General features: G+C 66.8%; 22 protein-coding genes and 1 tRNA gene. 12 read left to right on the top strand and 11 right to left on the bottom strand.

Translation table 11 applies throughout. The features are described 5' to 3' along the window. Nucleotides 1-389: 389 nt before the first annotated feature. Nucleotides 390-472: transfer RNA gene (locus BM337_RS14105), tRNA-Ser, on the bottom strand. 77 nt (nucleotides 473-549) lie between these two features. After that, entirely contained in the window at nucleotides 550-1,272 is a 723-nt protein-coding gene (locus BM337_RS14110; protein ID WP_089817292.1) for a glycosyltransferase family protein, read from the bottom strand. Nucleotides 1,273-1,368: 96 nt separating this feature from the next. Here BM337_RS14110 and BM337_RS14115 point away from each other — a divergent pair, with 96 nt between their 5' ends. Then, nucleotides 1,369-1,803 (top strand): CBS domain-containing protein, encoded by a 435-nt coding sequence (locus tag BM337_RS14115; protein WP_089817293.1) that lies wholly within the window; start codon nucleotides 1,369-1,371, stop codon nucleotides 1,801-1,803. 1 nt (nucleotide 1,804) lies between these two features. Here the strand turns inward: BM337_RS14115 and BM337_RS14120 are convergent, their stop codons facing one another. The 5 genes from BM337_RS14120 to BM337_RS14140 all read right to left on the bottom strand — a co-directional run bounded on the left by BM337_RS14120 (nucleotide 1,805) and on the right by BM337_RS14140 (nucleotide 7,115). Continuing rightward, nucleotides 1,805-2,431, bottom strand: a complete 627-nt coding sequence (locus BM337_RS14120) for a uracil-DNA glycosylase (RefSeq protein WP_089817294.1) — start codon at nucleotides 2,429-2,431, stop codon at nucleotides 1,805-1,807. Nucleotides 2,432-2,510: 79 nt separating this feature from the next. Then, nucleotides 2,511-3,710, bottom strand: a complete 1,200-nt coding sequence (gene aroC / locus BM337_RS14125) for a chorismate synthase (protein ID WP_089817295.1) — start codon at nucleotides 3,708-3,710, stop codon at nucleotides 2,511-2,513. A gap of 182 nt (nucleotides 3,711-3,892) precedes the next feature. Next, nucleotides 3,893-5,185, bottom strand: a complete 1,293-nt coding sequence (gene aroA / locus BM337_RS14130; RefSeq protein ID WP_089817296.1) for a 3-phosphoshikimate 1-carboxyvinyltransferase — start codon at nucleotides 5,183-5,185, stop codon at nucleotides 3,893-3,895. A 62-nt stretch (nucleotides 5,186-5,247) separates the two neighbouring features. After that, on the bottom strand, nucleotides 5,248-6,117 hold the full coding sequence (locus BM337_RS14135) for an ABC transporter permease (RefSeq protein ID WP_089817297.1): 870 nt from the start codon (nucleotides 6,115-6,117) through the stop codon (nucleotides 5,248-5,250). Then, nucleotides 6,114-7,115, bottom strand: a complete 1,002-nt coding sequence (locus tag BM337_RS14140) for an ABC transporter ATP-binding protein (protein ID WP_218155572.1) — start codon at nucleotides 7,113-7,115, stop codon at nucleotides 6,114-6,116. The genes BM337_RS14135 and BM337_RS14140 overlap by 4 nt, the downstream gene beginning before the upstream one ends. Before the next feature lie 239 nt (nucleotides 7,116-7,354). Between BM337_RS14140 and BM337_RS14145 the strand changes: the two genes are divergently transcribed. From BM337_RS14145 to BM337_RS14155, 3 genes are all read left to right on the top strand, one after another. Continuing rightward, nucleotides 7,355-7,741, top strand: a complete 387-nt coding sequence (locus BM337_RS14145; RefSeq protein ID WP_089817299.1) for a CBS domain-containing protein — start codon at nucleotides 7,355-7,357, stop codon at nucleotides 7,739-7,741. Between the two features lie 60 nt (nucleotides 7,742-7,801). Further along, complete coding sequence (locus tag BM337_RS14150) at nucleotides 7,802-8,977, top strand: M24 family metallopeptidase (protein ID WP_089817300.1); 1,176 nt, start codon at nucleotides 7,802-7,804, stop codon at nucleotides 8,975-8,977. Nucleotides 8,978-9,050: 73 nt separating this feature from the next. Further along, a complete protein-coding gene (locus tag BM337_RS14155; RefSeq protein WP_089817301.1) occupies nucleotides 9,051-9,263 on the top strand; it encodes a ribbon-helix-helix domain-containing protein in 213 nt (70 codons plus the stop codon). 14 nt (nucleotides 9,264-9,277) lie between these two features. On the opposite strand, the gene BM337_RS14160 is transcribed toward BM337_RS14155, so the two are convergent. Together BM337_RS14160 and BM337_RS14165 are read right to left on the bottom strand one after the other, a co-directional pair. Continuing rightward, a complete protein-coding gene (locus BM337_RS14160) occupies nucleotides 9,278-9,688 on the bottom strand; it encodes a JAB/MPN domain protein-containing protein (RefSeq protein ID WP_089818146.1) in 411 nt (136 codons plus the stop codon). A gap of 36 nt (nucleotides 9,689-9,724) precedes the next feature. Continuing rightward, nucleotides 9,725-10,405 (bottom strand): hypothetical protein, encoded by a 681-nt coding sequence (locus tag BM337_RS14165; RefSeq protein ID WP_089817302.1) that lies wholly within the window; start codon nucleotides 10,403-10,405, stop codon nucleotides 9,725-9,727. Between the two features lie 131 nt (nucleotides 10,406-10,536). Here BM337_RS14165 and BM337_RS14170 point away from each other — a divergent pair, with 131 nt between their 5' ends. Continuing rightward, nucleotides 10,537-11,223, top strand: coding sequence for a VOC family protein (locus BM337_RS14170; RefSeq protein ID WP_089817303.1), 687 nt, complete (start codon nucleotides 10,537-10,539; stop codon nucleotides 11,221-11,223). 27 nt (nucleotides 11,224-11,250) lie between these two features. Here BM337_RS14170 and BM337_RS14175 read toward each other — a convergent pair whose 3' ends face one another. Further along, nucleotides 11,251-11,556 (bottom strand): DUF5779 family protein, encoded by a 306-nt coding sequence (locus BM337_RS14175; RefSeq protein WP_089817304.1) that lies wholly within the window; start codon nucleotides 11,554-11,556, stop codon nucleotides 11,251-11,253. A gap of 96 nt (nucleotides 11,557-11,652) precedes the next feature. Beyond that, nucleotides 11,653-11,976, bottom strand: a complete 324-nt coding sequence (locus BM337_RS14180) for a hypothetical protein (RefSeq protein ID WP_089817305.1) — start codon at nucleotides 11,974-11,976, stop codon at nucleotides 11,653-11,655. A gap of 199 nt (nucleotides 11,977-12,175) precedes the next feature. Here BM337_RS14180 and BM337_RS14185 point away from each other — a divergent pair, with 199 nt between their 5' ends. The 7 genes from BM337_RS14185 (at nucleotide 12,176) to leuD (ending at nucleotide 19,440) form a co-directional block, all read left to right on the top strand. Further along, a complete protein-coding gene (locus tag BM337_RS14185; RefSeq protein WP_089817306.1) occupies nucleotides 12,176-13,387 on the top strand; it encodes a LeuA family protein in 1,212 nt (403 codons plus the stop codon). Between the two features lie 375 nt (nucleotides 13,388-13,762). Then, nucleotides 13,763-15,526 carry a biosynthetic-type acetolactate synthase large subunit gene (ilvB, locus tag BM337_RS14190; protein ID WP_089817307.1) on the top strand — a complete coding sequence of 588 codons (1,764 nt, stop codon included), beginning with the start codon at nucleotides 13,763-13,765 and terminating at the stop codon, nucleotides 15,524-15,526. A gap of 11 nt (nucleotides 15,527-15,537) precedes the next feature. After that, a complete protein-coding gene (ilvN, locus tag BM337_RS14195) occupies nucleotides 15,538-16,125 on the top strand; it encodes an acetolactate synthase small subunit (RefSeq protein ID WP_089818148.1) in 588 nt (195 codons plus the stop codon). Beyond that, entirely contained in the window at nucleotides 16,118-17,167 is a 1,050-nt protein-coding gene (gene ilvC / locus BM337_RS14200; RefSeq protein ID WP_089817308.1) for a ketol-acid reductoisomerase, read from the top strand. Before ilvN ends, ilvC begins: the two co-directional genes overlap by 8 nt. A 4-nt stretch (nucleotides 17,168-17,171) precedes the next feature. Continuing rightward, nucleotides 17,172-17,408, top strand: coding sequence for a DUF7989 family protein (locus BM337_RS14205; protein ID WP_089817309.1), 237 nt, complete (start codon nucleotides 17,172-17,174; stop codon nucleotides 17,406-17,408). Beyond that, a complete protein-coding gene (gene leuC / locus BM337_RS14210) occupies nucleotides 17,405-18,826 on the top strand; it encodes a 3-isopropylmalate dehydratase large subunit (protein ID WP_089817310.1) in 1,422 nt (473 codons plus the stop codon). The genes BM337_RS14205 and leuC overlap by 4 nt, the downstream gene beginning before the upstream one ends. Continuing rightward, nucleotides 18,823-19,440 (top strand): 3-isopropylmalate dehydratase small subunit, encoded by a 618-nt coding sequence (gene leuD, locus BM337_RS14215; RefSeq protein ID WP_089817311.1) that lies wholly within the window; start codon nucleotides 18,823-18,825, stop codon nucleotides 19,438-19,440. Before leuC ends, leuD begins: the two co-directional genes overlap by 4 nt. The last annotated feature ends 20 nt before the right edge of the window (nucleotides 19,441-19,460 follow it).

Here is a 19,460-nt window from a genome sequence, read left to right on the forward strand (position 1 = left end):
TGGGGCTGGGATGTGAACCACGCCGAGACATTCCTGCTCGGTCGCTTCGCTCCCTGTGCGGGCTGTGACTCGTCTACTTCGAATCCCAGCATGATGCATTTGCTGCTCACGAATTGTTCGCAGCAAAATGCGGTGGGGCTGGGATTTGAACCGGAGCCAGATGGTCGCTCTCACTCCGTTCGAGCGCTGCAACTGGCAGGGCTCAAATCCCAGCGTGTTGCATTTGCTGCTCACGATTTGTTCGCAGCAAAATGCGGTGGGGCTGGGATGTGAACCGGAGGAAGACGTTCCGGGCTGTGGCCTCACTCCGTTCGGCCATTCCGGGGCTGCGACTTCCAGGGTTCAAATCCAGTTGCACCGCTCTTCACTCACGTCCGTTCGTTCAGAAGCGGTGGGGCTGGGATTTGAACCCAGGAGGCATAACGCCACCTGCTTTCAAGGCAGGCGCAATGGGCCGCTCTGCCACCCCACCAGCCGGCGTCGAAGTGTACTGTCGGGCCCTTCTAAGGCCTGTCGGTTGTCCGCAATCCGGGCGGCGGACTGACTCACCTATCGGTCACGGGGTTCGTCGAACCCGAGGTCGAACAGCACGCCGGCCGTCCGGAGCGGGACTCGTAGCCCGGCGTCGGCGCGCGCACGAAGTAGCGGTAACGCGGTACCGAGGTCGGTGGCGGACTCGAGCACGGGGAGCATCGGCAAGAAGTCGGCGTCGAGGGTGGCTTCGTCGGCGGCCGCGACCAGCGACTCGACGGCCGGGGCGTCGTACGCACCGTCGAAATCGACCGGTTCGGAGAAGCCGGCGTAGTAGACGCGGCCGTCGGTCGTCGGCCCGAGGACCACTTCGCTCCGCCGGAGCTTCATCGCGGCGCTGTCGACGTGCTGGCGGCCGAGAAACGCCGCGGTCGGCGTGACGGCCGCGGCGGTCTGGACTTCCTCGCGCTCCAGGAGGTGCGTGACGGTGTTTCCGACTCTGGCGGCGAACGTCGACCCGACCTGCACCTCGTAGCGGATATCGCCCGTGTCGTCGAGTTCGTCCTCCACGACGGAGCGGAGCGCGTCCTCCGGGTCCTCAACGTCGACGGAGAGTTGGTCGGCGGGCCGGTAGTTCACGAGCAGTTCGGCGCCGCTCGACTGGACGGCTTCGCAGACGTCCGCGACCATCGCCCGATAGAGCGTCGCTGCCTCTGCCTCGGACACGACTCCGTCGTCGACCAAGCTCTGGGGGACGGCGCCTTCTTCGGGTGGATTCGCCAGCACGGCGACTGTGGTCATACCAGTCCCTGCGGGCAGTAGCGCCTTGTGAGTTGTCACTCCCGGCTGCGCGTCGGTGGCAGATGATTTATCCCGGTCGGCAGCGAGGCGTCGGGTATGCTCGTCGCGGAACTGATGACCGCCGACGTGGTCACAGTCGACCACGAGGCGACGCTCGACGACGCCGTCGAACGGCTCGTCGGCAACGGGGTGGGATCGGTCGTCGTCGTGAAGAGCGGCTATCCGTCGGGAATTATTACCGAATCCGACGCCCTCGAAGCGGCGTTACGGTCTGGCCGGGCGCTGTCGGCGATTCCGGTCGACGAGGTGAGTCACAGTCCGATCGTCACGACGTCGCCGGACGCGACCGTACAGGGAGTCGCCCGGCAGATGGCCGACGAGGACGTCAAGAAGGTCCCCGTCGTCGACGACCTGGATCTCGTGGGCATCGTCACCCACTCCGACATCGTCTGGCACCTCTCGGACATCGAGGACGAGGCGACGCGACTCGACCAGGTCAGGGACCGGTGGGAGTCCCGGAAGGGACTCTAACCTATCGCCCGCGGCGGCCCTTTGTCTGTCGGTAATCGCGTCCGAGCGTCTCGCTGAAGTGTTCGAGAAAGGCAGTCCGCTGGTCGTCGGTCTGCTCGGCTGGATCGATCATCGGCATGATCTCGAACCCGCGTCCGCGGATGGTCGTCGCGTGACGTTCCTCGACGTCGAGTTCGTCCGCGGAGAAGGTCGTGTACTCGAAGGCCAGTTCGTTCAGCGGTCGCTGGCCGACGGGGACGATGATCTCGGGGTTGATCATCCGTATCTCGCTGTTGAGGTACGGCTCGCAGTTCTGGACCTCCCGGTCGGTCGGCTCGCGTTCGGGATGACGACACCGTGCGGTGTAGGTGAGAAAGACGTTCGAGAGCTCGGGCTCCATCGCGTCGGGGTCCTCGCACATGTCGACCGCGGCGAGCACGTCCAGCACGCCCCGCTCCTCGTCACCGAGGAACGGAATCCCGGTCTCGTCGGCGGCCTCGCTGGGTGAATCGCCGAGAACGACGAACTCGGCACCGACGTCGCCGTAGCCGTGCGCGATGGTCGTCCGCGTCTCGCAGAGCTCGGGACAGTTCTCGCACTCCTCGTCCATCCCGAAGGGGTTCGACGCCGATTCCTGTCTCGCGTCCATTTGCTCCGAAAAGGAGTTCGTCGCGTAAAACCGCGGCGACTGGCGGCCGGCCTGGGTCGCCGACACCGATCCGTGCCGGCTACTCCTCGTCGACTGACCGGGCGACCGTGTCCGCGTCGTCGGGGTCGTTCTGGGGGCTCGACGGGTGGTAGTCGGTGTCGTACTCGCCCGGCTTCCCGTCCAGCCGGTCTGGGTTGATCCGACCGCCGAGGAGCATGAAGTCCAGAATCGTGCAGTAGAGCATCGCCTCGACGACCGGGACGCCACGGGGCGGGAGCACGGGGTCGTGCCGACCGACGACCTGGATTTCCTTCTTCTCGCCCGTCTCCCAGTCGACGGTCTGCTGCTTCGACGGAATCGACGTGGGTGCGTGGAGGGTTACCTCGCCATAGATGGGGTCACCCGTCGTGATGCCACCCTGGAGGCCGCCGTGGTCGTTGCCGACCGGCGTCGGGTCGCCGTCCTCGTCGAACTCCCAGTCCTCGTTCCGGTCGAGCCCGGACACCTCGCGGGCTTCCTTTCCGAGGCCGAACTCGAAGGCCGTCACGGCCGGAATCGCGAACATCGCCTGACCGAGACGGGCCGGGACCTGGTCGAACCGTGGCGCGCCGAGGCCGCGCGGGACCCCCTGGCACTCGAAGTAGATGGACCCGCCGATGGAGTTGCCCTCCTGCTGGTACTGGTCGGCCAGGTCGCGCATCTCCTCGGCCGTCTCGGGGTGGGCACAGCGGACGTCGTTCTCCTCGCTGTGTTCGAGCATCTCGTCGAAGCTGACTTCCGGTGCCTCGATGTCGCCCAGCTGGTTGACGTGAGCCTTGATCTGGATATCGAACTCGGACTGTTCGAGAACCTGCTTCGCGATGGCACCAGCCGCCACCCAGTTGACCGTCTCGCGGGCCGAGGACCGACCGCCGCCGCCCCAGTTGCGCGTCCCGAACTTTGCGGAGTAGGTGAAGTCACCGTGCGAGGGTCGCGGCGCCGTGATGAACGGCTCGTACTTCCCCGAGCGGGCGTCCTTGTTCTCGATGACCATGCCGATGGGCATCCCCGAGGTGTAGCCGTCCTGGACGCCGGACTTGATGGAGACGGCGTCGGGTTCGCCCCGCGAGGTCGTGATCATCGACTGGCCGGGCTTCCGGCGGTCCAGATCGCGCTGGATGTCCTCTTCGGAGAGTTCCACGCCGGCTGGCACACCGGAGACGGTACAGCCCATCGCCTCGCCGTGGCTCTCGCCGAAGGTGGTAAAGCGGAAGAGACGACCGAACTCGTTTCCGTTCATTACGAACGTGTGCGGTGCGGGGGCATTTCAAGCTTACAGTCCGGGCGAGGGTTCAAATACCGGAACGGGACCAGACCGCCTGTGGTCTGACCGTCACCCCGCGTCGGGCAGCGGTAGCACGGCACGTCGGCGTGGGTCGGGGAGTGCCGTCTGTTCGCAATCTCGGCCCGACGTGACCGGCGCTACCGGTCGACAGTCGCTCCCAGGTCGTACAGCACGTCGAAGAAGTTCGGGAAGGAGACGTCGACGTGTTCCGCTCCCTCGACGGTCGTCTCGCCGTCGGCGACCAGGCCGGCAATGGCGAGCGACATGATGATCCGGTGGTCAGCGCGCCCGTCGACGGTCGCGCCCTGGAGGTCACTCGCGCTGCCGTGGATGGTCAGCGTGTCCTGCGCCTCGTCGACGCTGGCGCCCATCGCGGTGAGTTCCTCGGCCATCGCGCTCACGCGGTCCGTCTCCTTGTACCGCACGTGCTCGCAGTCGACGATGCGGGTCGTCCCGTCGGCGACGGCCCCGAGCGTCGCGATGGTTGGCAGGAGGTCGGGCGTGTCGGCGACGCTCACCTCGACGCCGGTGAGGTCGGACCGCCTCGCGGTGATGACGCCGTCGTCCTGATTCCAGTCGACGTCGCCGCCCATCCGGTCGACGACGTCGACGATCGCCGTGTCGCCCTGGGCGCTCGGGTACGCGGACGTGATAGTCAGTTCGTCCTCCGCGGCGAGGACGCCCGCCGCGAGCAGGTAGGAGATCGAGGAGAAGTCGCCGGGAACGTGGTACTCGCCATCGACTGGTTCGTAGTGCTGCCCGCCGGAGACGGTGAACCCGTCCGCCGTCTGCTCGGCCTCGACGCCGAAGGCGTCGAGCACTTCGAGCGTGATGTCCACGTAGGGCGCGCTCTTGAGTTCGGTTTCGAGGTAGACGTCGATTCCTTCGTCGGTAACCGCACCGGCCATCAACAGCGCGGTGATGTACTGCGAGGAGACGTCGCCCGGGATGGAGACGTCACCGCCGGTGACGCCGCCGCCGACGACGAGCGGTGCCTGACCGTTGGATCGCGTGCTCTCCGCACGCCCGCCGAGGTCGTCCTCGATAGCGTCGAGCAGCGGCCCCTGCGGTCGCGAACGAAGCGAGTCGTCGCCGGTGAGGACGGTGAGTCCGTCCTGTAGCGCGGCGGTCGCGGTGACCAGGCGCATCGTCGTCCCGCTGTTGGCGCAGTCGATCACGTCGCCGGGCGTCTCCGGCTGGCCGCCGAAGCCTGCCACGTCGAGGACGGACTCGTCGTCACGGAGGCCGACGCTGCCGCCGTAGGCGGTGACGGCGCGCATCGTCGCTTTCGTGTCGGCGCTCACGAGCGGATCGTGGACGAGGGCGCCGTCGGCGTAGCCCGCGGCGAGGATCGCACGGTGCGTGTAGCTCTTCGACGGGGGGGCCTGCGCGGTCCCCCGGACCGTCGATTGCGAAAGTCGGACGTTCATGATGCGTCGGTCGTCGGGGCCCGACAAGAGGCTACCGGACCCATCGGAGTCGGAGTGACGGATTACTGGACGGCCGACTTCGCCGCGCGGTTGAGCATTACGACGGCAGCGCCGACCATGACGAGGTCCAGTGCGAGGAGGATGGCCAGTGCCGGGACCAGCGTGTCCCAGACGCCGCCGAATTGCGTCACCTCGATCACCGTCATGACGTCCTCACCGAGCGTCAGCGCGCGGGCGGCGTCGACGCCGTAAGTGATCGGGTTGAACATCGCGACGGTCTGGATCCACCCGGGCATCACGGAGAGCGGGAGGAACGCGCTGGAGACGAACAGCAACGGGAACTGGAGGATGTTCGCGCCGATTATCGTCGACTCCTGGTCCCTGGTCACGAGCGCGACGATGTTCGAGAACGCCGTGAACCACAGCGAGAAGACGACCCCGATGGCGAGGATGCCGAGGATGCCCGGGATGCCGGTCGCGTAGCGGGCGCCCAGCAGCCAGCCGAGGCCGACGATGATGACGATCTGAGCGACGATCCGGCTGATCTCGGCGAGGCTCTTGCCGAGGAAGACGCCGGTCCGGCTCATCGGCGAGACGAGGATCTTGTCGAACATCCCTTCCTCGATGTCGTTGACGAGCCCGATTCCCGACGCCGCGGCGGCCGCGAGTGCAGTCTGGACGGCGATGGCCGGGACGAGGTAGGTCTCGTAGCTGATGGCCGCGCCGTTGCCGCCGATCGCGCTCGTCGCGACCTGGCCGAAGACCTGGGTGAACAGTACCAGGAAGATGACCGGCTGGAGGAGCGAGCCGGTGAGGATGAACGGGTTCCGGACGGACTTGATCATCCAGCGCTTGTAGTTGACCCAGACGTCACCGACGAACGAGTTGCCGGTCGCCTGCTGGGACCGCTGTGATGGGTTTTCGGTGCTCATCGGGACGCCTCCAGTGGTTCGGATCCGTCGCCGGCGTCCTCGACGTCGTCGACGTGTTCCCCGGTGACGGCGAGAAAGACGTCGTCCAGCGTCGGCGACCGGACGTTGAACCCGAGCACCGGGATGTCGGCGTCCCTGAGTGCGAGCAGGACGTCGGTGCCGATCTCGCGGGCCTGGGGCGACGTGATGCTCAGGCCGTCCTCCGTGACGTCGATGGCGCTCCTGTCGACGGCGTCGGCGCTGGCGACGGCGTCACGGGCGCGTTCGACGTCCGGGCCGTCCTCGGCCAGTTCGACGTCGAGCACTTCGCCGCCGACCTCGCGTTTGAGTTCCTCCGGCGAGCCGGTGACGACGATCTCGCCGTCGTGGATGACCGAGATGCGGTCACAGAGCTGGTCGGCCTCTTCGAGGTACTGGGTAGTGAGCACGATGGTCGTGCCCTCCTCGTTGATCCGTTCGAAGTACTCCCAGAGGCGGTTCCGCGCGGCAGGGTCGAGCCCGGTGGTGGGCTCGTCGAGGAAGACGAGCGGCGGGCGGTGGACGAGCGCGGTGGCGGCGTCGAGTCGTTTCTTCATGCCGCCGGAGAAGTCGTTGGCGCGCTTGTCCGCGACGTCGGCCAGGTCGGCCAGTTCGAGCAGTTCGTCGATGCGTTCGGCGCGCTCGCTCCGGGGGACGCCGTAGGCCTCGCAGGCGAATCGGATGTTCTCCCTCGCCGTGAGGTCGTTGTCGATGCTCGTTTCCTGGGCCATGTAGCCGATGGTCCGGCGGACGTCGCGGGGTCGGTCGACGACGTCGAACCCGTTGACGCGGACGGACCCGCCGGTGGGTTGCAACAGTGTGGATAGCACCTTGATCGTCGTCGTTTTCCCGGCGCCGTTCGGTCCGAGGAACCCGAACAGTTCGCCTTCGGGAACCTGCAGGTCGACGTCACGGACGGCCCGCGTGCCGTCGCTGTAGGTCAGTTCCAGCCCATCGACGTCGATGGCGAGCTCACCCACGATACCCCCTCCGTGGCCCGGTGCGATCTCCGTTCACGGCTCCACTCTCGAACGCGACCGACAAATACTGTCGTGCTCTCTCAGCGAGTGATTCGGGCCCGGGTCGTTTCGGTTCCCGCAACTATCGTCCCGGCCCACAGGCGTTCGTGCTGGCGCCGGAACCCCGGAATTCGTCCGAAGGAGCGGTCACGTTCGCCCGTACGCGAACCCCTATAAAGGAGAGAGCGATACGAACTGTCATGGACGATATTTACGTCGCACGACTCATGTCCACCTCGCTCGTAACGGTCACGCCCGAGACGCTCGTCGAAGAGGCTGCCACGCTCATGCTCAGCGAAGACATCAGTTCGCTCCTCGTCACGAACGACGACGGGGAACTGGCGGGAATCCTGACGACGACCGACTTCGTCGACATCGTCTCGAAGAGCCACCCGAAGGCCGAGACGGCCGTCTCGCGGTACATGACGACCGACCTGTACACGACGACGGCCCAGACTCCTGTCCAGGAGGTCGCCGAGGAGATGGTCGACCGGGGAATCCACCACGTGCCCGTCGTCGACCCCGAGGAGGGTACTATCGGCATCGTCACTACCTCGGACCTGGCCGCGTACGTCTCCAGCCTCTAGGTGTCTGCTGGACGTCCCGGTGACGCCAGAGCCAAGGCACTGGCAAGCGGATCCGTCTGCATGGACCCGGACTTTTCGCGACTCGACGCGTCGCTGGCTGACCGTGACCTCGACGGCTATCTGATCGACGCCGACTCGGAGAACGCCGACCAGTACTACCTCTCTGGGTTCGACGCCCCCGACCCGTTCGTGACGCTGTACGACGGCGAGGTGCACCTCCTGTTCGGCCGGAGTCTGGAATACGGGCGAGCGAAGCGCGAGGCTCGCGCCGCCACGGTCGAACGGAACGTGGACTTCGGCTATCGCGAGAAGGTCGCCGAGCACGGGGCCGACGAGGCGCCGTTCCACGTTCTCGCCGAGTTCCTGCGTTCCTATGGCGTCGAGTCGGTCGCGGTGCCACCCCGATTCCCCGTCTCGGTCGCGGACGCGCTCCGCGACCTGGGAATCACCGTCGAACCGGACCGTGACAGCGTCGTGACGGACGTCCGAGCGACCAAGACCGAGGCCGAGATCGAATTCATCCGCGACGCCCAGGCCGCCAACGAGAAGGCCATGGCCGCCGCAGAACGGTTGTTCCGTGAGGCCGGCGTCGACGGCGACGGGCGACTTACCTGCGAGGGCGACGTGCTCACCAGCGAGCGCGTCAAGGAGGAGATCGAGGTGACGCTGTTGCGCAACGGCTGTGCCCTCGACCAGACCATCGTCGCCGGTGGGGCGGACGCGGCGGACCCACACGACCGGGGAAGCGGGCCGTTCCGGGCCGACGAGCCCATCATCGTCGACATCTTCCCGCGGAACAAGGCCACGAAGTACAACGGCGACATGACGCGGACGTTCCTCGTCGGCGAAGCGAGCGAGACGGTCCGCGAGTGGTACGACCTCACCGAGCGCGCCTACGAGGCGGCCCTCGACGCGGTCGAGCCCGGCGCGACCGGTGCTGCCGTCCACGACGCGGTCTGTGACGTCTACGAAGAGGCCGGCGAACCGACGCTCCGGAGCGACGAGTCGGCCGAGACGGGGTTCATCCACAGCACGGGCCACGGCGTCGGACTCGACGTCCACGAACAGCCCAGTGTCGGGCCCAACGGCGGCGAACTCGAACCCGGCCACGTCATCACTATCGAACCCGGACTCTACGACCCCGACGTCGGCGGCGTCAGGCTGGAGGACCTCGTCGTCGTCACCGAGGACGGCTACGAGAATCTGACGGACTACCCGATGGAACTTGTCGTCTAGAGCGGGGCCAAGCGCGCTCCGTCCGGACGAACGACCCCACAACGCCTATCCGGACCGACGGCAAAGCCGGGGTATGGCCGACTACACCACGGTTTCGATCCCGAAGGACCTCGCCGAGCGGGTCGACGAGACCATCGAGGGGACCAGCTTCTCCAGCACGAGCGACCTCGTCAGGTTCCTGCTGCGGAGCATCGTCATCCAGCACCAGCGCGAGGGCGAACTCACGGAGGCGCAGTTCCAGGACATTGCCGACCAGCTCAGGGACCTGGGATACATCGAGGACTGAGTGGGACCAGCGGATCACTCCAGCACTTCTTCCGGCGGTTCCGCGTCGAGCAGTTCCAGCTCCTGCTGGTCTCCCCGCCGGTCGAAGGCGGCCAGGGACGCCTCCTCCCACGGTGGGACGGCGACGAACACCACCTCGTGGAGGTCGTCCTCCTTCGTCAGCGAGAGGTTCCCGTCCGGGTGGGAGACGAACCGGCCCTGGGTCTGGCCGACGGGGGTCCCAAGATCCACGCCGAAGACGGCGTTGACCGACCCACCGGCGCTGGGCATGTAGAAGTGCGTGAAGACGGGCGTCTCGGGCGGCAGGTCGGTCTCCGGGAGCTCGCTGGCTTGCGTGACGGCGACGGAGATCGTCACCGAGTCGGGACCGGCCTCCTCGGCCATCCGCAGGAGCGTGTCGATCAGGCCACGAGTCGCGTAGATCACGTCCGTCATTGCGGGTCTGTGGACATAATGCCGTCGTTACACGGGGAGGAACTCGCGGACGGTCTTCGCGTACAGCGACGGCGCGCGGGACCTGGACCCACCGAGCGCGTCGACGAGCGCGTCGGTCGCGTCGTCCAGGACGCCCTTCCCGTGACCGACGAGGATCCGCTCGGGCGAGAGTCGACCGAGTTTCTTCGGCGGGAACAGCCGAAGCATGGGGTGGACACCGAGGCGCTCGGTTCCGCTCAGGAAGAAGTCGGCGGTGCCCAGCGCCTCGGGGACGACGAGCGTTCCGGTGTCTTCACCGTAGAGAGCCGCCTCCTGCCAGAACGGGAGGTCGACGACCTGGTGGACGCCGTACTCGGTGTCGCCCAGCTGGGCGTGGAGTGGTTCGATCGGTGCGTCGATCTTCTCCTCGACGCCGGACATCCACCGCGGGACGTGGACCGAGACGTCGTGGCGGTTCGCGACGACGTCGGCGTCACGCGTGTGGCGGTCGAGCAGGACGACGACGCCGGCGACGTCACCGAACTCGTCGAACAGGTCGTCGATCCCGTCGGCGTCGACCGGGTCCACGACCCAGACCTCGCCGTCGGCTTCCAGTGCGTGGCTGGCGCGTTGCATCTCCTCTTCCGGATGGGCCAGCCAGCCGACGCCGTGGTCCCAGCGGTCGATCTCGCGCCACGCCGTCGCGGGTCCGGACGCTTTCATCGTCATGGGCGGACGTAGGCGCGTGAGACGTATAAAAACGGCGAGCGGAGCGGCACTGCGGCGGATGTCGCAACGGACGGAACCCGTACACGACCGTTCGGCCGAACGTCTTTCCGCCGACCAGTCGAAGGACACGTATGCTCTCGACGCCGCGGTGGCTGGCGCTGGAGGTGAAATACCTCGACCGGGCCAGGTCGTTCTACGAGTCCGCACTCGGCCTTTCCGTCGTTCGCGAGGCCGAACAGGAGGTCGCCTACGACGTCGGTGGGCCCGAACTCCGGTTGCGGGCGCCCGGCGACGTCCCGCGGGGTGGCCTCCACACCCACTACGCGCTATCGATACCGAGTGGGGAGTACGACGACTGGTACGACCGCCTGGACGAGCGTTTCGACCTGGTCGAACACCGGTTCGGCGACGCCCGGTCGCTGTACTTCGACGATCCAGACGGTCACTGCGTGGAACTCGCGGAGTCCGACGTCGACGGCCCCGGCGTCGTCGGACTGTTCGAGGTCGTCCTGGAGGTCGAGGAACTGGAACCGGCTCGCGTCTTCTACCAGCGCCTCGGCTTCGAACCGATCGACTACGGCGACGAGCGCCGGCGTGTGCGGATGACGGGCGGCGACGTCGACCTGGAGCTGTGGGAACCGCAACTCGGCCTCGCCGACGGCCGCGGCGGCGTCCACGTCGACTGGGGCATCACCGCCGAAGACCCGACGATGACGGCGGACAGAGTGACCCGCGACGCGCAGTCTATCGACGAAACGGAAGCGGGGATCCGAATCCGGGACCCCGATGGCCACTACCTCACGCTCTGTGAAGAGTAGATAACGGAACCGGCCAGTCGGATCGGTTCACTCCAGTCGGTCCCGGTCGATGACGACGCCGGGCGGCGTGACGACGAGGAATCCCCGGAAGTGCATCAGTTCGCCGCCGGCTTCCTTGACGTCGCGGGCGAACGTCGACGCGAGTTCGTTCAGGTCGCCGTCGACGTCGAGCACGAGCACCGAGCCGTCGTCTATCATGTCTAGCCACTCTTCCGGCGGTGTGGAGTCGTCCAGCACCGCCAGGACGACGCGGTTGCTCCCCTCTTCTCCCTCGTCTCCCTCGTCCATCTGGTCCTCCACGGCCTGCAGGTCCAGTCCCTCGAAGTCGCTCATGGAAGGGTGGTAGCGGTGGACCGAGAAAAATCCTCCCCTGGCGAACCGAACTCGTCGATCCCGAGCGGACATCCGGGTCGTCGCGAACTCGTCCGGTCAGTCGACCTTCCGCCAGGTGGGGTTCGTTTCGAGCCGAGACGCGTCGGGTTCGAAGTCTCTCAGGGCAGCGCCGTAGAACCGCTCTCTCCCGACCGGTGTGTGTAGCCTGAGGAGAACGGTCGCGCTCGTGACTCGGTAGACGGACAGTCTCCAGGGCGTTTCGACGTGCGACCAGGTGCCGTAACGGGTCGACTCGTCGTCGTCCACGATGCGGGAGCCGAGTTCCCAGCTCAACCGACTCAGATGCGGGATATCGAAGGGCACGACCGCCGGGAGGTCGGCCGCGTCGCCGCGTTCTCCCCGGGAGATATGGGCAGCCATACCACGACTGTAGACCGTCCCTCCTGAAAAACGTCGCTGTTTCCAGTCGGTGTGTCCGGAGTGACGTCCGAACGCTCTGCAGTCCGTGAGCGGCCCCAGGACTGTCCCGTTCCACGCCACCCCCTCTCACGCCCGGCGGTTCATGGGTAACTTTAAATACGGCGAGGGGCCTGTACTCAAACGATTATGTCCAATCATAATGAGGGCACGTCGGGATCCCCGGCGGATCGAGTTCTTCCAGGGCACACTGGATTCCACTTCTGAGATTACAGAAGCAAGACTTTTCGATACGACGCTGCGCGACGGCGAGCAATCGCCACGCACGTCGTTTAGCTACGAAGACAAACGCGAGATCGCGGCCATCCTGGACGAGATGGGCACCCACGTCATCGAGGCCGGGTTCCCCGTCAACTCGGACGCGGAGTTCGAGGCCGTCCGGGACATCGCCGACGCTAGCTCCGTGACCGTCTGTGGGCTGGCCCGCGTGGTCGACAAGGACATCGAGGCGGCACTCGACGCGGGCGTCGACCTGGTGCACACGTTCGTCTCCACCAGCGACGTCCAGCTCGAAGATTCCATGCACGCGACGCGCGAGGAGGCGCTCCAGAGCGCGGTGGAGTCCGTCGAGCGCGTCAAGGATGCCGGCGTAGAGTGCATGTTCTCCCCGATGGACGCCACGCGGACCGACAGCGAGTTCCTGATCGACGTCATCGAGGCCGTCACCGAGGCCGACGTCGACTGGATCAACATCCCCGACACCTGCGGGGTGGCCACGCCGCGTCGCTTCTACGACCTCATCGAGGAGGTCGTCAGTCACACCGACGCCCGGGTCGACGTCCACACGCACGACGACTTCGGCCTGGCGGCGGCAAACGCCATCTCCGGCTACGAAGCCGGGGCGGCACAGGCCCAGGTCAGCGTCAACGGCATCGGCGAGCGCGCCGGCAACGCGGCCTACGAGGAGGTCGTGATGGCGCTGGAGAGCCTCTACGACGTCGACACGGGCATCGACACGACCCGGATCACCGAGCTCTCGAACGTCATCGAGGAGAAGTCGGGCATCGACACGCCCGCCAACAAGCCCATCGTGGGGACGAACGCCTTCTCCCACGAGAGCGGCATCCACGCCGCCGGGGTCATCGAGAACTCCGACACGTTCGAGCCGGGCGTCATGACCCCCGAGATGGTCGGGGCCAAGCGCCAGCTCGTCCTGGGCAAGCACACGGGGCAACACTCCGTGCGCGAACGGCTCGTCGAGGCGGGCTACGACCCGACCGACGACCAGGTCCGGGAGGTCACCCGCCGCGTCAAGGACTTCGGCGCCGAGAAGAAGCGCGTCACCGTCGAGGAACTGACGCGCTTCGCCGACGACGTCGGCGTCGAGGAGACCGAAGAGGAGGTCAGGCTGTAGGATGACCTCCGTCGCGGATCCGACCGCCGGCCAGCCACTGGTGTGGGCGGTCGTGGTGAACGGACGGGACGCACCGCGGGGCGCGGTCCGGAGGCCCCGTCGAGCATCGGCTCGTCACGGCCTGTCACAGAAGCCTTATTACGGGTGCGGAACAGAAATTCGTACTGATGACGGCGCACGCTGCACGAAGGGGTCGCCCCGCCGGCAGCGGCGCACTCGTTCTCCTCGCGGGTATTGTAGGGGCGCTCTAGCCCCGCACACACCACTCTCTCCGCGACGTCGTACCGGCCTTTCACGAACACAGGAGGATCTAGCAATGAACGGACACAGCACGGCACCGAGGTATCGAGGACAGACCAGACGGGGTGAGCGCCGATGAGCGAAGGCGCGCCCGTCCAGCAAGAGGACGAGACGGAAGCCGAGGAATCGGCGACCGGGGACAAGCCGGTCGAGACCGGCGCAGAGTCCGTCGTCCGCGCGCTCGAGAACGCCGGCGCCGAGTACGTCTTCGGCGTCCAGGGCGGGGCGATCATGCCCGTCTACGACGCGCTGTACGACTCAGACATGACGCACGTGACGATGGCCCACGAACAGGGCGCCTCGCACGCCGCGGACGCCTACGGCATCGTCTCCGGTGAACCCGGCGTCTGCTTCGCGACGTCCGGGCCGGGGGCGACGAACCTGATCACCGGCATCGCGGACGCGAACATGGACTCGGACCCCATGATCGCGCTGACCGGCCAGGTCCCGACGGACTTCGTCGGGAACGACGCCTTCCAGGAGACGGACACGGTGGGAATCTCCCAGCCCGTCACGAAACACAGCTACTTCGCAAACGACGCCGACACCGTCGGCTTCGACGTCAGCGAGGCGTTCGCGCTCGCCGACGAGGGCCGCCAGGGTCCGACGCTCGTCGACCTGCCGAAGGACGTCACGCAGGGCGAGACCGACGTCCAGCCGGGCGAACCGAAAGCGCCCGACACGTACCACCCGCCCGAGGAGGCCGACGACGCGGACGTCCAGGAGGCCGCCGACGCGCTTGCGGCCGCGGACCGCCCGGTCATCCTCTCTGGCGGCGGCGTGATCAAGGCGAACGCCTCGAACGCGCTCCGGGACTTCGCCATCGACTACGAGATTCCGGTGATGACGACGATGCCCGGCATCGGGAGCTTCCCAGAGGACCACGAGCTCTCTCTGGAGTGGGCGGGCATGCACGGCACCGGCTACGCCAACATGGCCGTCACCAACACCGACTGCCTGCTGGCCATCGGGACGCGCTTCGACGACCGCCTGACCGGCGGCGTCGACTCGTTCGCGCCCGACGCCGAGGTCATCCACGTCGACATCGACCCGGCCGAGATATCGAAGAACATCCACGCCGACTACCCGCTGATCGGCGACGCGAAGGCAGTGCTCAGGCAGCTGTACGACGCGATGCCGAGCGCGCCCGACTGTGACGAGTGGCGCGAGCAGTGCCAGACCTGGAAGGCCGAGTACCCGATGGAGTACGAGACGCCCGACGACGAGCCCCTCAAACCGCAGTACGTCGTCGAGAAGTTCTCCGAGGTGACGCCGGACGACACCATCGTCACCACCGGCGTCGGCCAGCACCAGATGTGGGCCAGCCAGTTCTGGACCTACAGCGAGCCCCGGACCTGGGTCTCCAGCCACGGGCTGGGGACGATGGGCTACGGCGTGCCTTCGGCCATCGGTGCCAAGCTCGCCGCGCCCGACCAGGAGGTCGTCTGCTTCGACGGCGACGGTTCCTTCCTGATGACGGTCCAGGGCCTCTCCGTCGCCGTCCGGGAGAACCTGGACATCACCTACGTCGTCCTCAACAACGAGGCCGTCGGGATGGTGCGCCAGTGGCAGGACGGGTTCTACGAGGGTCGCCGCATGGCCTCGGAGTACCCGTGGATCCCCGAGTTCGACAAGCTCGCGGAGGCCTTCGGCGCCCAGGGCTTCCGGCTCGAGGACTACGACGACGTCGAGGAGACCATCGAGGCCGCCCGCGAGTACGACGGCCCGTCGGTCATCGACGCCATCATCGACCCCGCGGAGAACGTCTACCCGATGGTTCCCAGCGGCGGAGACAACGGACTGTTCGCGCTGAACGAAGACCACTTGGATCAACTATGAGCGGCGGAGGAATGCCAGGGCCGGCCCCGGACGAACGGATGCGTCCGGAGGGCCGGCGCAACACGCAAGGTATCAGGATCGACCCCGAAGCCGAGGCGACCCACCAGCCCCGACAGGCGGTGCTCTCGGCGCTCGTGAGACACGAACCCGGCGTCCTCTCGGAGGTATCGAGCCTCTTCAGCCGGCGCCAGTTCAACATCGAGAGCCTCACCGTCGGACCGACGGTGGACCGCGACGTCGCCCGGATGACCATCGTCATCGAGGAGCCCGACCCGGGCGTCCAGCAGGCCAAGAAGCAACTGGAGAAGCTGGTGCCGACCGTCTCGGTCGAAGAGCTCGAACCCGAGGCCACCCGGCGGGAGCTCGCCCTCATCAAGGTGAACGGCGAGAAGCCCGACGACGTCCAGGCCGTCGCCGACATGTACGGCGGCCAGGCCGTCGACGTGACGACCGACACGGTGACCGTGGAGCTGACCGGCAGCCAGCAGAAGATAGACGCGGCCGTCGACGCCTTCCAGCAGTTCGACGTGCAGGAAGTCGTCCGGACCGGAACCGCAGCACTTGAGAGAGGGGCGGACACACTCGAAACTGATGACTGACGAATTCACTACCGAAGTCTACTACGACGACGACGCGGACGAAGCACAGCTGGCCGACAAGACGGTCGCGGTACTTGGCTACGGCAGCCAGGGCCACGCCCACGCGCTCAACCTCCACGACAGCGGGGTCGACGTGGTCGTCGGCCTGCGAGAGAGCTCCTCGTCGCGCGCGGCGGCCGAGGACGAGGGCCTGACCGTGGCGACGCCGAGCGAGGCGGCCGCCCAGGCGGACATCGTCTCCGTGCTGGTCCCCGACACGGTCCAGCCCGCCGTCTTCGAGGAGATCGTCGACGAACTCGACGAGGGCGACACGCTGCAGTTCGCCCACGGGTTCAACATCCAGTACAACCAGATCCAGCCCCCGGAGCACGTCGACGTGACGATGGTCGCGCCGAAGTCGCCAGGTCACCTCGTCCGCCGGAACTACGAGAAGGACCAGGGGACGCCCGGCCTCATCGCCGTCTACCAGAACGTCTCCGGCGACGCCAAGGACGAGGCGCTGGCCTACGCGAAGGGCATCGGCTGCACCCGCGCGGGCGTCATCGAGACGACGTTCCAGGAGGAGGTCGAGACCGACCTGTTCGGCGAACAGGCCGTCCTCTGTGGCGGCGTCACGAGCCTGGTCAAGCACGGCTACGAGACGCTCGTCGACGCCGGCTACAGCCCGGAGATGGCCTACTTCGAGTGCATGAACGAGCTCAAGCTCATCGTCGACCTGATGTACGAGGGCGGGCTCGGCGAGATGTGGGACTCCGTCTCCGACACGGCCGAATACGGCGGCCTCACCAAGGGCGACGACATCGTCGACGACCACGCACGGGAGAAGATGGAGGAGGCTCTCGAAGACGTCCAGTCCGGCCGTTTCGCCCAGGAGTGGATCACCGAGAACCAGGCCGGCCGCCCGAGCTACACGCAGCTCCGCCAGGCCGAGAAGAACCACGAGATCGAGGACGTCGGCGAGAAGCTGCGAGACCTGTTCGCGTGGGCCGAGGAGGACAGCGAGTCCGAGGACGACGAACAGACGAGAGTGAACGCGGACTGAGACTATGAGCAACATGCAAGACGTGGACCACACCCATCCACACACGGACGAACCGTTCGGCGCGGCGTTCCGGCGCGGCCCGGACGTGGCCGCTGACGGTGGCGAGCGTACCGGTTCGGAATCGACAGACGAACAGCAGACGGACGACGAGGCCATGGAAGACGTCGACCACGAGTCCCCGACCGAAGGCGCCAATCGCACCTTCGAGCGCGGGACAGAGGGTCGGGACGAGTCAGTATGAGTTCGGGAACCCTCTACGACAAGGTCTGGGACCGGCACAAGGTGACGACCCTGCCCAACGGCCAGGACCAGCTGTTCGTGGGGCTGCACCTCATCCACGAGGTCACCAGCCCGCAGGCCTTCGGCATGCTCCGGGAGCGCGACATCGAGGTCGCCCGACCGGACCTGACGCTGGCGACGGTGGACCACATCGTGCCCACCGCCGACCAGTCCCGGCCCTACTCGGACGACGCCGCGGAGAACATGATGTCCGAACTCGAGGAGAACGTCCGCGACGCGGGCATCGAGTTCCTGGACCCGCCGTCGGGCGAACAGGGCATCGTCCACGTCGTCGGCCCGGAGCAGGGGATCACCCAGCCCGGCAAGACCATCGTCTGCGGCGACAGCCACACCTCCACCCACGGCGCCTTCGGCGCGCTTGCGTTCGGGATCGGGACGAGCCAGATCCGCGACGTCCTGGCCACCCAGACCATCGCGATGGAGAAACAGAAAGTGCGAAAGATCCAGGTCGACGGCGAACTCGGCGAGGGCGTCGAGGCCAAGGACGTCATCCTGGAGATCATCCGCCGCCTCGGCACCGAGGGCGGCGTCGGCTACGTCTACGAGTACGCCGGCGAGGCCATCGAGACCCTCGACATGGAAGGGCGGATGTCCATCTGCAACATGTCCATCGAGGGCGGCGCTCGCGCGGGCTACGTCAACCCCGACGAGACTACTTACGAGTGGATGAAGCAGACGGACTTCTTCCAGGAGAACCCCGAGAAGTTCGACGAGCTCGAGCCCTACTGGGAGTCCATCCGGAGCGACGAGGACGCCGAGTACGACGACGTCGTCCACATCGACGCCGCCGAACTGGACCCGGTCGTCACCTGGGGCACCACCCCGGGCCAGGGCATCGGCATCCACGACCCCATCCCCGCGCCGGAGGACCTTCCCGAGGACAAGCAGGACACGGCACGGCGCGCGCAGAAGCACATGCGCGTCGAACCCGGCGAGTCGATGGAGGGCTACGACATCGACGTCGCGTTCCTCGGCTCGTGTACGAACGCGCGCCTGCCCGACCTGCGACGCGCCGCGCGCATCGTCGAGGGCCGCGAGGTCCACGACGACGTCCGCGCGCTGGTCGTCCCCGGCAGCCAGCGCGTCCAGAGACAGGCCGAGGAGGAAGGCCTCAAGGACGTCTTCGAGGCGGCCGGCTTCGACTGGCGCAACGCCGGCTGTTCGATGTGTCTCGGCATGAACGAGGACCAGCTGGAGGGCGACGAGGCGTGTGCCTCCTCGTCGAACCGCAACTTCGTCGGCCGCCAGGGGAGCAAGGACGGCCGCACCGTCCTGATGAACCCCCGGATGGTCGCTGCCGCGGCGATCACCGGCGAGGTCTCTGACGTGCGCGACCTGGAGGAGGTGCAAGTAGCATGACGGACCCGACTGAAGAGATTCCGGAGGTCGACTACGTCGAGGGGACGGGCGTCCCCGTCCGCGGGAACGACATCGACACGGACCAGATCATCCCGGCGCGGTTCATGAAGGTCGTCACCTTCGACGGCCTGGGCGAGTTCGCCTTCTTCGACCTGCGGTTCGACGACGACGACCAGGAGAAAGAACACACGTTCAACGAGGAGCGCTTCCAGGACGCCAACGTGATGGTCGTCAACGCGAACTTCGGCTGTGGCTCCTCGCGCGAGCACGCGCCCCAGGCCCTGATGCGCTGGGGCATCGACGCCATCATCGGTGAGTCCTTCGCCGAAATCTTCGCGGGCAACTGCCTCGCGCTCGGTATCCCGACCGTCACTGCCGACCACGAGACCATCAACGAACTCCAGCAGTGGGTCGACGACAACCCGGACGGGAAACTCGAAGTCGACGTCGCCGAGGAGACCGTCCGCTACGGCGACGAGTCGGTCAGCGTCTCTGTCGACGACGCCCAGCGCCAGGCCCTCGTCGAGGGCATCTGGGACACGACGGCGCTGATGAAGGCCAACCGGAACGCCATCGACGAGACGGCCGGGTCGCTGCCGTACGTCGACTCCTGATCTGATCGCCGTCGCTCGCG

Source organism: Halomicrobium zhouii (genome assembly GCF_900114435.1).
GTDB lineage: Archaea > Halobacteriota > Halobacteria > Halobacteriales > Haloarculaceae > Halomicrobium > Halomicrobium zhouii.

Excerpts from the sequence above, each read along its gene's own strand:
- BM337_RS14110 (WP_089817292.1), bottom strand. The coding sequence starts at position 1,272 with ATGACCACAGTCGCCGTGCTGGCGAATCCACCCGAAGAAGGCGCCGTC.
- BM337_RS14115 (WP_089817293.1), top strand. The coding sequence starts at position 1,369 with ATGCTCGTCGCGGAACTGATGACCGCCGACGTGGTCACAGTCGACCAC.
- BM337_RS14120 (WP_089817294.1), bottom strand. The coding sequence starts at position 2,431 with ATGGACGCGAGACAGGAATCGGCGTCGAACCCCTTCGGGATGGACGAG.
- aroC (WP_089817295.1), bottom strand. The coding sequence starts at position 3,710 with ATGAACGGAAACGAGTTCGGTCGTCTCTTCCGCTTTACCACCTTCGGC.
- aroA (WP_089817296.1), bottom strand. The coding sequence starts at position 5,185 with ATGAACGTCCGACTTTCGCAATCGACGGTCCGGGGGACCGCGCAGGCC.
- BM337_RS14135 (WP_089817297.1), bottom strand. The coding sequence starts at position 6,117 with ATGAGCACCGAAAACCCATCACAGCGGTCCCAGCAGGCGACCGGCAAC.
- BM337_RS14145 (WP_089817299.1), top strand. The coding sequence starts at position 7,355 with ATGGACGATATTTACGTCGCACGACTCATGTCCACCTCGCTCGTAACG.
- BM337_RS14150 (WP_089817300.1), top strand. The coding sequence starts at position 7,802 with ATGGACCCGGACTTTTCGCGACTCGACGCGTCGCTGGCTGACCGTGAC.
- BM337_RS14155 (WP_089817301.1), top strand. The coding sequence starts at position 9,051 with ATGGCCGACTACACCACGGTTTCGATCCCGAAGGACCTCGCCGAGCGG.
- BM337_RS14165 (WP_089817302.1), bottom strand. The coding sequence starts at position 10,405 with ATGACGATGAAAGCGTCCGGACCCGCGACGGCGTGGCGCGAGATCGAC.
- BM337_RS14170 (WP_089817303.1), top strand. The coding sequence starts at position 10,537 with ATGCTCTCGACGCCGCGGTGGCTGGCGCTGGAGGTGAAATACCTCGAC.
- BM337_RS14175 (WP_089817304.1), bottom strand. The coding sequence starts at position 11,556 with ATGAGCGACTTCGAGGGACTGGACCTGCAGGCCGTGGAGGACCAGATG.
- BM337_RS14180 (WP_089817305.1), bottom strand. The coding sequence starts at position 11,976 with ATGGCTGCCCATATCTCCCGGGGAGAACGCGGCGACGCGGCCGACCTC.
- BM337_RS14185 (WP_089817306.1), top strand. The coding sequence starts at position 12,176 with ATGAGGGCACGTCGGGATCCCCGGCGGATCGAGTTCTTCCAGGGCACA.
- ilvB (WP_089817307.1), top strand. The coding sequence starts at position 13,763 with ATGAGCGAAGGCGCGCCCGTCCAGCAAGAGGACGAGACGGAAGCCGAG.
- ilvN (WP_089818148.1), top strand. The coding sequence starts at position 15,538 with ATGCCAGGGCCGGCCCCGGACGAACGGATGCGTCCGGAGGGCCGGCGC.
- ilvC (WP_089817308.1), top strand. The coding sequence starts at position 16,118 with ATGACTGACGAATTCACTACCGAAGTCTACTACGACGACGACGCGGAC.
- BM337_RS14205 (WP_089817309.1), top strand. The coding sequence starts at position 17,172 with ATGAGCAACATGCAAGACGTGGACCACACCCATCCACACACGGACGAA.
- leuC (WP_089817310.1), top strand. The coding sequence starts at position 17,405 with ATGAGTTCGGGAACCCTCTACGACAAGGTCTGGGACCGGCACAAGGTG.
- leuD (WP_089817311.1), top strand. The coding sequence starts at position 18,823 with ATGACGGACCCGACTGAAGAGATTCCGGAGGTCGACTACGTCGAGGGG.